This is a genomic window from Kitasatospora sp. GP82 (assembly GCF_029892105.1).
Classification (GTDB): domain Bacteria; phylum Actinomycetota; class Actinomycetes; order Streptomycetales; family Streptomycetaceae; genus Kitasatospora.
This window is the reverse complement of the sequence record NZ_JARZAJ010000026.1, coordinates 37,046-51,192: the sequence shown is the minus strand read 5'-3', so window position 1 is coordinate 51,192 and position 14,147 is coordinate 37,046. Positions and strand designations below refer to the sequence as shown.

Sequence of the window (14,147 nt, the reverse complement as noted above, 5' to 3'; positions counted from 1 at the left end):
GCCCGGTCCGGCAACGGCGGTCAGCTGCAGGTCACGCCGGAGGTCTGCCAGTCGGAAGCGTCGACCATCTTGGTGGGGGCGAACGCCTCGGCCGGGAAGTCCTTACCGTTCTTGAGCTTGTCGTACATGGTCTCGACGGCAAGGGCGCCGACGTCCTTGCCGTTGATGAACAGCGCGGCCTTCATGCCCGAGGGCTTGCCGGAGCCCCAGTCCTTGCAGGCCAGGTAGGCGCCGAGGCCGATCCCGATGATGTTGTCCGGGCTGATCCCGGCGTTCTGCATCGCGGTGACGCCGCCCTGGACGTTCTCGTCGTTGCACCCCCAGAGCACCCAGTGCTTGACACCCGGGTTGGCGGTGACAGTGGCCGCGATCTTGTCCTGGGCACCGGTCGGGGTGTTGTCGGTGGCCACGTCGATGTTCTGGACCGTCGCGCCCGCAGCGGAGCCGAAGGCTGCCTTGGCAGCCTTGACCCGGTCGCCGCAGACCGTCACGTCCTGCTTCCAGGCGGAGACGGTACGGGTGTCGGCGGCGCTCCAGCCGGCCTTCTTGAACTCCTCGGCAGCCCGCTTGCCCACCTCGCCGCCCATCTGCTCGCCGCTGAACCCGATCCTGGGCACCAGGTTCGCCTTGTCGCATGCGGCGGGGTCGGGCCCGGTGGTGCAGATCTGGTCGTCCGAGGTCAGCAGGGCGACCTTGGCATCCTTGGCGGTCTGGATAACCTGCGGACCGACGGCAGGGTCCGGGACCACGACGATCAGGCCGTTGCTCTTCTGGGCGATCGCGGACTGCACCTCGTTGACGGTCTTGTTGGCGTCGCTGCCGAGGTTGACCACCTTGAGGTCGACGCCCAGTTCGGCGGCCTTCGCCTTGGCCCCGGCCGCCTCGCCGACGAAGTACTCCTGGTCCCCCTGCTTCTGGAGGTAGGTCAGGGAGATCTTGCCATCGACCTTGGCGACCTGGCCGCCGCCGGAGGCAGTCGACTCCTGACCGGTCGAGCAGGCGGTCAGACCGAGGGTGAACACCATGCCCAGCACGGCAGCGGCAGCCTGGCGATTGCGGGAGGAATGCATGGATCGGCTCCTGAAGGTGGGACAGCCCTGATCGGATCAATGCAACACAACCGACCAGAAACTAACTTGATCAAACGCATCGGCTCACAGGAAACGCCCCATTCACACGTTCGTCAAGAGCCTCCCCAGGCGGACGCCGTTTTGAGATGCTCCCGTTACCGGTGCCGATACCCCAGCGGCGAACCGTCGCGGGGAGCGGCCGAAGTGACGCGTCATCATGGGTGATGCGGTGCGTTCTGTTGATTCGAACGGACGTGGCCGGCCCCCGGTGCACTGCGGCCGGCCCCGGCGCGACCGAGCCGAGGCTGCCGCGGGCTGCCGTCGGCCGTCAGGAACCCTCGGCGACGATCACTCGACCGACCCGCTCGGCAGCGGCGGCCCGACGTTCCGGAGACAGTTCACCGTCGGTGACCAGGACCTCGATCTCGTCGAGAGTGGCGAAGGTGGCCAGGCCGACGGCGTCCCACTTGGTGTGGTCCACGACCGCGACCACCCGGTGTGCGGAGCCGATGAAGGCGCGGTTGGTCTCCGCCTCGGCGAGGTTGGGCGTGGTCAGCCCGGCTTCGACCGCGATTCCGTGGCAGCCGAGGAACAACACGTTCACGTGCAGCGACCGGATCGCCTGATCAGCAAGCGGGCCGACCAGGGCATCCGAAGGGGTGCGCACGCCTCCCGTCCGCAACACGGTCGCCGCGCCCGGCCCGCCGCGCCCGGACTGTTCGAGGAGCTCCGCGATCCGGACCGAGTTGGTGACGACCGTCAGCCCCTCGACCTCGGTGAGGTGCTGCGCGACGGCGTAGGTGGTCGTCCCGGCGCCGAGGCCGACGGCCATTCCCGGCTGGACCAGTGCGGCGGCGGCCCGCGCGATCGCGTCCTTGGCCGACAACTGCCAGGAGGACTTGGCCTCGAAGCCCGGCTCTCTGCTGCTGGGCTCGTCGGCGCGAACCGCCCCGCCGTGCACCTTGTCGACCAGACCCCGCCGGGCGAGAGCGTCCAGGTCCCTCCGAACGGTCATGTCCGAGACGCCCAGCTCGCGCGTGAGCTCGTTGACCCGCGCTCCACCCCGCTGCCTGATCCACGCCAGGATCAGCGTGCGTCGCTGCTGAGCCAGCAACTGTGCACTGTCAGTCATACGGCACCCCAATCAACAGGCACAGCTGCCACCAACTGCTCTCGTTCACACAACTATCAACATCATCGTAGGTGGCCGGTCGGACCCGGCACCTCACATGGACGTTGACTGATGGTGGATAGTGTTCAATTATGTTGCAACTGGTCCTTGCCGGTCGGATCGAGGGTTCCCTCGGCAAGGACCAGCAGCGAGAGGAAGCCGTGAACAAGACGACGACCAGGCTGGCGGACGGCCGCGAGCTCATCTACTTCGACGCGGACGACTCCGCCGTGCGGGACGCCCCCGACCTGCGGCCGCTGGAGCGGGGCGCCCCGCTCTCCGAGGTCCGCCGCGACCCCGCCACCGGCGACTGGGTCACCATCGCCGCCCACCGGCAGGGCCGGACCTACCACCCCCCGGCCGACGAGTGCCCGCTCTGCCCCTCCCGGGACGGCCGCCTCAGCGAGATCCCCGCCGCCGACTACGACGTCGTGGTCTTCGAGAACCGCTTCCCCTCACTGGCCCGCAGCACCGCGACCGGCGGCAGCGGCAGCCCCGACCCACTGCACCTCTCCTCCCCCGGCACCGGCCGCTGCGAGGTGGTCTGCTTCACCGCCGACCACGGCCTCTCCTTCGCCGACCTCACCGAGGCCAGGGCCCGCCTGGTCCTGGACGCCTGGACCGACCGCACCGCCGCCCTCGCCGCCCTCCCCGGCGTCCGCCAGGTCTTCTGCTTCGAGAACCGGGGCACCGAGATCGGGGTCACCCTGGCCCACCCGCACGGCCAGATCTACGCCTTCCCCTTCACCACCCCACGCACCGTCAAGATGCTCACCGCCGCCACGGCCCACCGCGCCCGCACCGGCCGCAACCTCTTCGAGGACCTGCTGGCCGCCGAACGCACCGACCCCGAACGGGTGGTCCTCGCGGGCGAGCACTGGACGGCCTTCGTCCCGTACGCCGCCCGCTGGCCCTACGAGTGCCACCTCTACCCCAACCGCAGGGTCACCGACCTGACCCGCCTGACCGAACCCGAACGCGCGGAGTTTCCCCTGCTCTACCTCGAATTGCTGCGCCGTTTTGACCGGCTCTTCATCCAACGGGGGCAGACTGCCCCGGTCGCACCGACGCCGTACATCGCGGCCTGGCACCAGGCCCCCACCCGTGGGGGTGACGAACTCGCGCTTCACCTGGAGCTGTTCACGATCCGGCGTACGGTGGGCAGGCTCAAGTTCCTGGCCGGGGTCGAATCCGGAATGGACGCGTTCGTCAACGACGTGTCGCCAGAGGCGGCGGCACAGCGCCTGCGGGAGGTTGCAACGGCAGCGGTTTCCCGGTCCGCGAAGTGATCGAGGCGGTCTGCCGGGCCATCGGCCGCGAAATCCCGGTCGCCACCGCCGACCACCACCCGGGGAATCCGTGAGCGACTTGCCGGCTGCGAGCACTCGGCGCAACTGCTCGGACTGCGCGCCCTGCGCGACCTCCGGTACGCCGGGCTGGACTCCGTGTCGGGCGGGCTTCCGGCCGAACTCCGGCTGCTCGTACGGCACGTGGTCACCGAGAACGCCCGCGTCCGGCAAGCCGTCGCCCTGCTGGACGCGGGCGCCCCGGCCGGCCTCGGCCCGGTGCTGACCGCCGGACACGCGTCCCTGCGCGACGACTTCCGGGTCCCCTCACCCCGCGGTGGAGCCCCGGGACGCTCCAAGCTCCCCAAGTCTCCTGCATGTCAGTCGAGTTGGGCCCTCGTCAGTTCCTCGGCCGGTCAGGCCCCACTCTCCTCGGATGTTCGGAAGTATTTCATCCTGCGTGAATTCATCAAGACTCCACACAGGATTGTGTTGACTATTGACTCATTGTGTTGATTTTGGTTCGCTTGGCCACGCACTGCGCAAGGCGTCAGATCCGCCGTACCGTCCGCCTTCCTCGGACTCAGGAGAACCGATGCGCAAGACGTGGGCCGCCCTCATCGCGGCCGCGCTGACAGCGGCACCCCTAGCAGCTGTCCCCCTCACCGCAACCCCGGCCGCCGCCCTCGACAACGGCCTGGCACTCACCCCGCCGATGGGCTGGAACGACTGGAACGCCTTCGGCTGCGACGTGAGCGAGCAGCTCGTCGAGCAGACCGCCGACAAGATCGCCTCCAACGGGCTGCAGGCCGCCGGCTACCGACAGGTCAACATCGACGACTGCTGGATGACCAAGACCCGTGACGCCGACGGCCGACTCGTCCCGGACCCGGCCAAGTTCCCGCACGGCATCACGGGGGTGGCCGCCTACCTCCACGCCAAGGGCCTCAAGCTCGGCATCTACGAGAGCGCCGGCACGCTCACCTGTGCGGGGTACCCGGGCAGCCTCGGCCACGAGCAGCAGGACGCCAACTCCTTTGCTGCCTGGGGCGTCGACTATCTGAAGTACGACAACTGCTACAACCAGGGCGTACCGGCCAAACAGCGCTACCAGGCCATGGGCGACGCCCTCGCCAGGACCGGCCGGCCGATCGTCTACAGCCTCTGCGACTGGGGCGAGGAGGACGTCACCGGCTGGGGCGCCTCGGTCGGCAACCTCTGGCGCACCACGGGCGACATCGACGCCTCCTACGGCCGGATGCTGTACATCTTCCAGCAGAACCTGAAGGCCGCCTCCGTGGCCAGGCCCGGCGCCTGGAACGACCCGGACATGCTGGAGGTCGGCAACGGCATGACGCCGACCGAGGACCGGACGGAGTTCTCGCTCTGGGCCGAGATGGCCGCTCCGCTGATCGCCGGCACCGACCTGCGCAGTGCGAGTGCCGACACCCTGGCCGTCTACGGCAACAGGGAGGTCATCGCCGTCGACCAGGACCGGCTCGGCAAGCAGGGCACGCCCGTCAGCATGGCAGGCGGCCTCGACGTGCTGGCCAAGCCGCTCGCCGACGGAAGCGTCGCGGTGACCCTCTTCAACGAGAACAGCGCACCCGCCGTCATCTCCACCACCGCCTCCGCGATCGGCCTGCACACGGCCAAGGCCTACACCCTCCGGGACCTGTGGGCGCACACCACGACCGAGAGCGCCGGGACCATCAGCGCCACCGTGCCGGGCCACGGCACCGTGATGTACCGGGTCGCGCCCACGAGCAGGCCCGGCCAGCACGCCCCCAGCGTGGTGCTGAACACCGTCGTACCGTCCTGGTCCGCCGGCACCTCCGGCACGGTGACCTCGACCTTCACCAACAACGGTGTGCAGGCCGCCCGCGACGTCCGGCTGGCGGTGGAGGCCCCGGCCGGATGGACCGTCACCCCGCTCACCGGGACCCGCTTCGCCCAGGTCCCCAGCGGCCACCAGGCCATCGCGGCGTTCCGGGTGACCGCACCCGCCGCACTGCCCGCGCCGATCACCCGGGTCACCGTGACCGGCACCGCATCGGTGCACGGTCCGGGTGGCGCTCAGGCGGTCACCGCACCCGACCCCGTGGAGCTGTCCACCCCCGTGAAGGCCCCGCTCAGGACCTTCTCCGACACCACGGCGGCCTTCGGCGCCCAGGACGGCCGACTCGCCATCGACGGTGCGGGGGCCGACCTCTGGTACGACACCGACCAGTACAGCGCGATCTACCAGCCGGGCGCCGAGCACGACGGTTCCACCACCGTCGTGAAGCTGACCGCCCAGGCCGCCACCAGTGAGTGGGCCAAAGCCGGGATCATGGTGCGCAACGACATCACCAAGCCCGGCTCCTCCCCCGGCTACCTGATCCTCGCCGAGGCTCCCGGCAAGGGCTACGTCCTGCAGTGGGACAGCACCGGCAGCGGTCGTCTGGACTCCAACAGCGCCCCGAGCAACCAGGGCAGCGGCACGGCCGTCTACCCCAGCTGGCTCAAGCTGGTCCGCTCCGGGTCCGCCTACACCGGCTACTTCTCGACCGACGGCACCACCTGGACCCAGGTCGGCACGGCCACCCTCCCCGGGGTGACGGCCACCCAGGACGTGGGCGTGTTCACCACCTCCCACAGCGAAGGCACCAGCGGCGAGGCCGACTTCACCGCTCTCACCCAGAGCTGACCCCGCCCGGGGCGGAGCGGTCCCGGCCTCTCCGCCCCAACCTCCCACCCCCACAACAGGCTTGGAGCCCCCACATGCATGCGCTCTCACGCCAGACGCGCCCCCGCCGCCCACGCCGCCGCAGCGCCGCAACTCTGCTCTCGCTCTGCCTCGCACTCCCCGCGCTCGGTGCCTCGATGCTCACCGCCGAGCCCGCCCATGCCCTCGACAACGGCCTCGCCGCCACCCCGCCAATGGGCTGGAACAGCTGGGACACCTTCGGCTGCAACGCCGCCGAGCAGACCGTCAAGGACACCGCCGACTTCATGGCCTCCAGCGGTATGCGCGACGCCGGCTACCAGTACCTCACCATCGACGACTGCTGGATGAGCCGGTCCCGGGACAGCGGCGGCAACCTCGTCCCCGACCCGCAGAAGTACCCTGACGGCCTCACCGCCCTCGCCTCCTACGTGCACGCCAAGGGCCTGAAGTTCGGCGTCTACGAGAGTCCGACCTACCACACCTGCCAGGGCTTCCCCGGCAGCCTGGGCCACGAGCAGCAGGACGCCCGGACCTTCGCTTCCTGGGGCGTGGACTTCCTCAAGTACGACAACTGCCTCGACAGCGACCCCGCCCGACGGGTCGGCGACGAGCGGCTTCCGCTGCAGACCCGCGACGGCTGGATGCGCGACGCCCTCGCCGCCACCGGACGGCCGGTCGTCCTCAGCCTCTCGCTCCAGCCGGCGGCCCAGGGCGAGACGCCCTGGGTGTGGGGCAGGAGCACGGCCAACATGTGGCGCATCGACGGCGACCGTGACGCCTCCTTCGCCGGCCTGACCAGGCTGGTCCACACCGACCTCGACAAGTCCCAGTACGCCGGACCGGGCGCCTGGAACGACATCGACATGCTGGAGACCGGGAACTACGCCTCGGCCTCCTCCGACCCCAACCAGCGCCTCAGCTACGACCAGGAGAAGTCCGAGCTCTCGGTCGCCGCTGTGCTCGCCGCCCCGCTGATCTCCGGCGCCGACCTGCGCACCGCAGCCGCGGCGGGCGGCTCCGGCTTCCCGATCAGCGGGCAGGACCTCGGTGTCTACCTCAACAAGGACGTCATCGCCGTCGACCAGGACCGGCTCGGCAGGCAGGGCACACCCGTCAGCACCGGCAACGGCCTGGACGTACTCGCCCGTCCGCTGGCGGGCGGCGACGTCGCCGTGGCCCTGTTCAACGAGACCTCCGCCCCGGCCGCCATCTCCACCACCGCAACCGCCGTCGGCCTGCCGGCGAGCAGCACCGGCTACACCCTCGACGACCTGTGGGCGCACACCACGTCCACCAGCACCGACGGCACCATCAGCGCCACCGTCCCCGCCGGCGGCACCGTGCTCTACCGGGTGGCCGCGCGCCCGCTCACCACGAGCCCGGCGAAGCCGCTGGTCTCCGCGTCCTCCGGCCGCTGCCTGGACGCCTGGAACAACCAGACCGCCGCCGGGACGAAGATCGAGATCTGGGACTGCAACGGCGGTGCCAACCAGCAGTGGTCCGCCACCTCCAACGGCGACCTGCGAGCCTACGGCGGCAGCCGGTGCCTGGGCACCGCGAACGGCAGCCTGGCGTGGGGTACTCCGGTGGTGATCCAGCCCTGCGACGGCAGCGCCGGTCAGAAGTGGCACCTCAACTCCGACGGTACCGTCACCACTCCCAGCCAGTACGGCCTCTGCCTGGACGTCACCGGCGGCAACGTGCCGGCCGGCAACGTCAACGGAACCGCAGTCGAGGTCTACGGCTGCGACGGCGGAGCGAACCAGCGCTGGACCACGCAGTGACCGCCTGACCAGCAAAGCCGTGCCCCCGGATGCCGGCAAAGACCCCGGCGTAGCGTTCCCATCCGTCCAGCGCGGATACTCGCCGACGCCAGGCTCGCGCCTCGGAGAGGAAGCACTGATGCCGATCGCCCGTTCGTGCTCCGGTTCGTCAACTCCCCGAACGAGGGCGGGGGATCCGCGTCGCCGACGTGCGTGAGGAAGAAGTCTCGCTGGACGGATCCGGCTCGCGGTCCACCCGGACAGCCAGTACCGCCGGCTGACGACCTCTGCATGCCGGAAGGCCGAGACCCGGCCCCCTCCGGTCGCGGGGAGGGCCTTGCACAGGGGGGCAGGACCGGGTCGGGGGGCCTGCCCCGGTCCAGCCGGTACCGGGAGCGGTGCCGGCCCGCCACGGGTCCGCCGCAAGGGCGAACCCGACAAGGGAAGAGGGAGTACCTGTGTCAGCTGCTCGCAGAAGGCTGGTCGGTGCGCTCGTCACCACGGTGGTGGCGATGGCGGGCGGCAGCGCCCTGACGGCACCGGCGTCCGCGAAGACGCCAGCTCCGCACGCCGCCACGTACACGGTGGCCATCGGCTCGACCGGTTCGTACGCCTACCCCGACGACACCCCGGCCGGCGCCTACACCGACAAGGACGGCACGTTCTACTTCCAGCAGTCCCACTCGCTGTACGGCGCGAAAGACTCCCGGCAGTGGGACTTCTACACCGGCACGGACTTCGACAACGCCACCCGCTCCAGTGCGATCAGCGACGCGGTGGACCCCGCCGACGCCAAGGACAGGAACAACGACACGACCTGGCGGTGCAACACCAGCCCGACCGGTGTCCGGGCCACGCCCGCGGCGTCCGGCTCGGGCTACTCCCAGCCGAACTACTGCGACCTGGTCGGGGTCTGGGTCGACCCGGACACCGGCAACTGGTACGGCCTGGTGCACAACGAGTTCACCCCGCAGCCGTTCGGCGACGGACTGCACTACGACTCGATCGACTACGCCGTGTCGACCGACCAGGGGAAGGTGTGGACCATCAGGGGCCACGCGATCACATCCCCCTACAGCACCACCCGCAACGACACCACGGCGTTCCCGAACCAGACCTACGACTACGGTGACGGCGACCCGCGGCTGTTCGTCGACACCGCTTCGGGCTACTTCTACGTCTACTACGGCTCGCGGATCGTCCCCAAGGGCGGTGTCGGCGGCAGCACCGGCGGCCTGGCGCACGTCGCACGCGCCCCGCTCTCGTCCAAGATGGCCACCGGCTCCTGGCAGAAGTGGTACGACGGCTCCTGGACGCAGCCCGGTGTGGGAGGCATGGAGAGCAACATGGTGCCGGTCACCGCCGCCACCCCCACGGGCTACACCCCGGTCGGATCCGACTACGACCCGGCCAACACCGGCACCGTGGACCAGCAGGTCGCGGCGGGCCAACTGCCCGCGAAGTCGGACCTGTTCATCATGAACATCGCCTACGACGCCTACCTCGGCCGGTACATCGGCGAGCCCGAGGTCGTGTCGGGGACGGCACCGCAGCGGTTCTACGCGACCGACGACCTCGCCACGCAGAAGTGGACGCTGATCGGTGACTCCGGCAGCTACACCTCGGGCTCCTGGTACCGCTGGCTGGTCGACAGCGCGAACAGGACCAACTCCACGATCATCGGGAAGGGCTTCCGGTCCTACTGCGCGATCGCCTGCGCCGGTTCGGACGGCGAGTACGCCAACGTCACCATCGACTCGACCGCGCCCGCCGCAGCACCGTTCGACCCGACCAGGACCTACCGGATCAGCAACGGCACCGGCCGCGTTCTCGCGCAGCTCTCCGGCAGCTCCGCCACCACCTCGCTCGCCACCGCCACCGGATCGGACCTGGGGGCCTGGGTCTTCACCGGCAGCGGAGACGGCTCCTACCGGATCACCAACTCCGCCACCGGCCGGCTGCTGGGTGTCGACTCCGGCTCCACCGCCGGCCGGGCCTGGGGCGCCACCTTGACCGTCACCGCCACCGGATCCGGCGGCCCCACCGTCGGACAGCAGTGGTTCGTCATCCCCAACGCGCCCGCCGACGGCACCTACCGTCTGGTCAACCGCTACAGCGGCCTGGTGATCGGCCTGTCCTCGGACACCGGCCGGCTCACCGAGACCACGCCTGCCCGCTCCTGGACCGACACCACCGGCGACGCCGTCGGCGGCTCCCGCACCGCCGCCGAGCAGACCCTGACCGTCACCCCCGTCGGCTCGACCGGAGGCGGCAACCTCGACGGCACCCACACCCTCGTCACGGGCGGCAGGGCCCTCGACGACCCCGGCCACAGCATGACCGCCGGCACCCGGCTCATCACCTGGACCGCCAACGGCGGTGCCAACCAGAACTGGCAGTTCACCCAGCAGCCCGACGGCACCTACCAGCTCGTCAACGCCGAGTCGGGGCTCTGCGCCGATGTCAACGGCGGCTCCACCGCCCCGGGTGCCAAGGTGATCCAGTGGACCTGCACCGGAAACAGCAACCAGCACTGGACCATCGCGCAGCAGGCGAACGGCACGTACACCGTCGCCTCGGCGAAGAGCGGGCTGCTCCTCACCACCGCCTCCACGTCCGACGGGTCCCCGCTGACCCAGCTGGCGAACACCGACTCCGTGCTGCAGCAGTGGACCATCAACTGATCCCGGCCCGCAGAACGGTCCGGAAATGAGGCTCTTCTGCTCCATCCGTGGGTCGGTCTGGAGCGCCCGGCGCTGCCCCGCCGCCAACTCGCGTGATCACACCCACAGGTGCAGCAGAAGAGCCGGAAATAGCCGGCCCGAGGCGTTGGCGACTGCCAGACTCGCTCCATGCAGGTGATCATCGAGGACATGGCCAACCGCCTGGCCGAGGTGCCGGGCGTAGTCGCAGTGCTACTGGGCGGCAGCCGGGCACGCGGAGAGCACCGACCGGAATCCGACTGGGACCTCGGCGTCTACTACCGCGGCGAGCTTGACCTCGCCGCGTTGCGCGCGCTGGCCGGACCCGACGTGGAGGTAGCCGGCCCAGGCGGCTGGGGACCTTGGGTGAACGGTGGTGCCTGGCTGCAGGCCGGCGGCGTGGCCGTGGACTGGATCCTGCGGGATCTGGACCGGGTCGAGCAGGTGTGGGCGGACTGCCGCGAGGGCCGGTACGAGGTGGGCGTGCAAGCGGGGCACCCGCTCGGGTTCTGGTCACCCTGCTACGTGGGCGAGGTAGCGCTGGGCCAGGTGCTGGCCGACCCGACCGGCGAGCTGACGGACCTGCGGCGGCGGACCGCGACCTACCCCGAGCCGCTGCGAGAGGCGTTGGCGGCGGGAACCTGGGAGGCGGACTTCCTGGTCGCCGCCGCAGCAAAGGGCGCGGCACGGGCGGACACGCTCTACGTCTCGCTCTGCCTGTCCCGGGCCATCGGCGTGCTGGTGCAGGCGATGTACGCCGAGGATCGGCGTTGGTGCCTCAACGAGAAGGGCGCGCTGGCTGTCGCCGAGGCACTGCCGGGCGCGCCGGCCGGCTTCGGCCCGCGAGTCCGCAGCCTGCTGGGGAAGCCCGGTGAGACTGCCGAGTTGCTGGCGGCAACAGTGGCCGAGGCACGGGTACTCGTCGAGGAGACCCTCGCCTCGCTCAGGAGCCGCACCGAGTATCAGCAGCACACACCTCGGGCCCAGGGCTCCCACACGCTGCGGAGGTGACCCGGGATACGCGAAGACCTACTGGCGGACGCCCTTACCCGGACAGATTCGAGATCTTCCGAGTCGTCATCAACGCAATCATCACCGCTTGGAGGCTCCGCAAGTAGACACTCACCGGAGCCAGTTGCACTGTCCGGGGATGCCCCGTCCTGATGGGTTACCTACTGGCGGACGCTCTCGGCGGAGATACGAACGAGTGTCCACTCATCACTGCCGTACGTACGGGAAGCCCCTCGCCGGTGGGTGACGGAGAGACAGCAAGTCGGCCAGGTCGGGACCCAGGCCCTCGGCGAGCGGGCGACCGGGCATCATGGTGGCCGGGCGGGCAGGCGCGAGAAGAGGTGGGGACAGGGATCGTGGAACCGGAGCGGGCTCGACTGGTCGGTGCCGAACTGCAGATCTGCACGCTGCACGGCGTCGGCCCGGACGGGACTGGGCTCTGAGCAGGATCGGACAGTCAGGTTCGAACCGAAGTGGACCGCGCCGGTCATGGGGCCGGAATGGCTGATACCGACCGTTGCGCGGTACACGTTCTTTCTGAAGGATAGTGAAGAGTCGCCAGTGGATTGAGCGAGCCCCTGTTCGATTGATTGTCAGGGGCGGAATCACGAGGGGTTCTTTCATGCGCATTCGTAGCGCGGCAGTCACACTTTTCTTCGTTGCCGTGACGGCTCTGACCGGGGCCGGAACCGCCGGCGCCACGCCCGGCCACGCCAACCCGTGGAAGACCACAACGATGGCGGGAGGCAGCGGTCAACCGAGCCCGAAGGCCAGGGCGGAAGGCGAACTGTGGTCCCCCAAGGGCCTGAACGTCGGCGTGTGGAAGACGTGGAACAGCGACGGGCACGGCGGCTACTCGGGCCAGTTCCAGTGGGTCAAGAGCGACAACGGCGTGTGGGTCCAGATGCGCATCACCTGGGAGTCCGGCCGGCTGGAACAGAAGAACATGACATTCGGGAAGCTGTACTCCTACAACGGCGCGTACGACGTCTACATGCGCGCCTGCGACTCCAGCGGTTGCGGCGGCTGGTGGTGACCTCGCCCTGGGCGACCTGACGGTCCGTCCAATGAGCCCTCGGCCTCGGACCGCCGAGTCGGGTGGTTTCCTCAGAGGCAAGAGCAACGCGGGGCTTGAGGTCAACACAGGCCGCGGCCACGGAAGATGACGGTGTGAGCGGCTGTCCGGCCCTTGGTGGGTGTCTGCTGGCGTCACCATGCACGTGACCGACCGAAAAGGTGAGACCCCTTACCGGCCTATCAGGCTGGGCGGTCCCCCCTCTCACGGCAGTGCGGTTCATCTGACACAGGTGGCCCTGGGAACGCCCGCAGGCATCCCGAAAGGCGACGAAACCATGCGTTTCACCTCGCAGACGACCTCGAACGGCGTCTCGGAACGTCTCTTCACCCTCGACGACGTCCCCGGCGTGCTCTGGTCACCAGCCGATGCCGCAGGCCACCGTCCCCTGGTGCTGCTGGGCCATGGCGGCGGCAAGCACAAGACGGCCCCTTCCCTGGTGGCCCGCGCGCACCACTACGTGACGGCCTGCGGCTTCGCGGTGGCGGCCATCGACGCGCCCGGGTACGGAGAGCGGCCCATCGTCCAGGAGGGCGAGCGGTTGATGGCAGGAATCAGGGAACGAGTGACGGCGGGCGAGCCCATCGGCCCGCATCTGGCCCGCTACAACACAGTCCTGGTGGCGCAGGCCGTTCCCGAGTGGCGGGCCACCCTGGACGCCCTCCAGGAACTCGACTGCGTCGGCGCGAACGGGCCCGTGGGCTACTGGGGCGTGTCGATGGGCAGCATGATCGGCGTGCCGTTCGTCGCGGCCGAACCGAGGATCACCGCCGCCGTCTTCGGCCTCGCGGGCTCCGAGGCCCTGGCCGAGACGGCAGCCCGGATCACCGTCCCGGTCGAGTTCCTGCTCCAGTGGGACGACGAGCTGGTGCCGCGCGACGCGGGTCTCGCACTGTTCGACACCTTCGCCTCCCCCGAGAAGACGCTGCACGCCAACCCAGGCCGCCACGCGGACATACCCGCGTTCGAGCTGGAGAGCTCGGAGCGCTTCTTCACCCGCCACCTCGTCGAAAGCGGCGATTCCGCGACGGCCGGGTAGCCGCCGGCTGCGCAACGCGGGTCCGGCTGGTCCGGTCTCGTGCGCATCGCCGGGGCCTGCCGCCGCCTCTTCCCCTGTTCCGCCGGCGCCGGGACGACACGCCTCACCTCGGCAAGGGACGGCGGGTGCTCACCTACCGGGGTGTGCCGAAGCGGCGCGAGGCGATGACGGACCGTCATGTCCGGTCAACCGACAAGGACACCGGCCATCGCCCGCATATTGACATGGGCGCGCAATACCGGCTTAACCTGGCAGGCACTACCGCTCAGTAGCGTCAGCGTTGGACCGGACAGCGGAAGGCGATGGCACCCTCGCCCCCC

At 69.8% G+C, this 14,147-nt stretch carries 9 protein-coding genes; 7 read left to right on the top strand and 2 right to left on the bottom strand.

What is annotated here, in order from left to right; translation table 11 throughout:
* Window positions 1-20 precede the first annotated feature (20 nt).
* Both P3T39_RS25060 and P3T39_RS25055 read right to left on the bottom strand, forming a co-directional pair.
* Window positions 21-1,070: a substrate-binding domain-containing protein gene (locus P3T39_RS25060; RefSeq protein WP_280701188.1), complete on the bottom strand. Its 1,050-nt coding sequence runs from the start codon at window positions 1,068-1,070 to the stop codon at window positions 21-23.
* Window positions 1,071-1,398: 328 nt separating this feature from the next.
* The gene (locus P3T39_RS25055; RefSeq protein WP_280701187.1) at window positions 1,399-2,202 is read right to left on the bottom strand and encodes a DeoR/GlpR family DNA-binding transcription regulator; all 804 of its coding nucleotides are present in this window, start codon (window positions 2,200-2,202) and stop codon (window positions 1,399-1,401) included.
* 200 nt (window positions 2,203-2,402) lie between these two features.
* On the opposite strand from P3T39_RS25055, the gene galT reads away from it, so the two are divergent.
* The 7 genes from galT to P3T39_RS25015 all read left to right on the top strand — a co-directional run bounded on the left by galT (window position 2,403) and on the right by P3T39_RS25015 (window position 13,827).
* Window positions 2,403-3,530 (top strand): galactose-1-phosphate uridylyltransferase, encoded by a 1,128-nt coding sequence (gene galT, locus P3T39_RS25050; protein WP_280701238.1) that lies wholly within the window; start codon window positions 2,403-2,405, stop codon window positions 3,528-3,530.
* A gap of 592 nt (window positions 3,531-4,122) precedes the next feature.
* Complete coding sequence (locus P3T39_RS25040) at window positions 4,123-6,216, top strand: NEW3 domain-containing protein (protein WP_280701186.1); 2,094 nt, start codon at window positions 4,123-4,125, stop codon at window positions 6,214-6,216.
* A 74-nt stretch (window positions 6,217-6,290) separates the two neighbouring features.
* Window positions 6,291-8,021 (top strand): alpha-galactosidase, encoded by a 1,731-nt coding sequence (locus P3T39_RS25035; RefSeq protein WP_280701185.1) that lies wholly within the window; start codon window positions 6,291-6,293, stop codon window positions 8,019-8,021.
* A gap of 437 nt (window positions 8,022-8,458) precedes the next feature.
* Window positions 8,459-10,684 carry an RICIN domain-containing protein gene (locus P3T39_RS25030; RefSeq protein ID WP_280701184.1) on the top strand — a complete coding sequence of 742 codons (2,226 nt, stop codon included), beginning with the start codon at window positions 8,459-8,461 and terminating at the stop codon, window positions 10,682-10,684.
* A 168-nt stretch (window positions 10,685-10,852) separates the two neighbouring features.
* Window positions 10,853-11,713, top strand: coding sequence for a nucleotidyltransferase domain-containing protein (locus P3T39_RS25025; RefSeq protein WP_280701183.1), 861 nt, complete (start codon window positions 10,853-10,855; stop codon window positions 11,711-11,713).
* A gap of 664 nt (window positions 11,714-12,377) precedes the next feature.
* Window positions 12,378-12,749 (top strand): hypothetical protein, encoded by a 372-nt coding sequence (locus tag P3T39_RS25020; RefSeq protein WP_280701181.1) that lies wholly within the window; start codon window positions 12,378-12,380, stop codon window positions 12,747-12,749.
* Window positions 12,750-13,065: 316 nt separating this feature from the next.
* Complete coding sequence (locus P3T39_RS25015; protein WP_280701180.1) at window positions 13,066-13,827, top strand: alpha/beta hydrolase; 762 nt, start codon at window positions 13,066-13,068, stop codon at window positions 13,825-13,827.
* Window positions 13,828-14,147: the final 320 nt, after the last annotated feature.

Coding starts and splice junctions, on each gene's coding strand:
- P3T39_RS25060 (WP_280701188.1), bottom strand. CDS start 1,070: ATGCATTCCTCCCGCAATCGCCAGGCTGCCGCTGCCGTGCTGGGCATG.
- P3T39_RS25055 (WP_280701187.1), bottom strand. CDS start 2,202: ATGACTGACAGTGCACAGTTGCTGGCTCAGCAGCGACGCACGCTGATC.
- P3T39_RS25040 (WP_280701186.1), top strand. CDS start 4,123: ATGCGCAAGACGTGGGCCGCCCTCATCGCGGCCGCGCTGACAGCGGCA.
- P3T39_RS25035 (WP_280701185.1), top strand. CDS start 6,291: ATGCATGCGCTCTCACGCCAGACGCGCCCCCGCCGCCCACGCCGCCGC.
- P3T39_RS25025 (WP_280701183.1), top strand. CDS start 10,853: ATGCAGGTGATCATCGAGGACATGGCCAACCGCCTGGCCGAGGTGCCG.
- P3T39_RS25015 (WP_280701180.1), top strand. CDS start 13,066: ATGCGTTTCACCTCGCAGACGACCTCGAACGGCGTCTCGGAACGTCTC.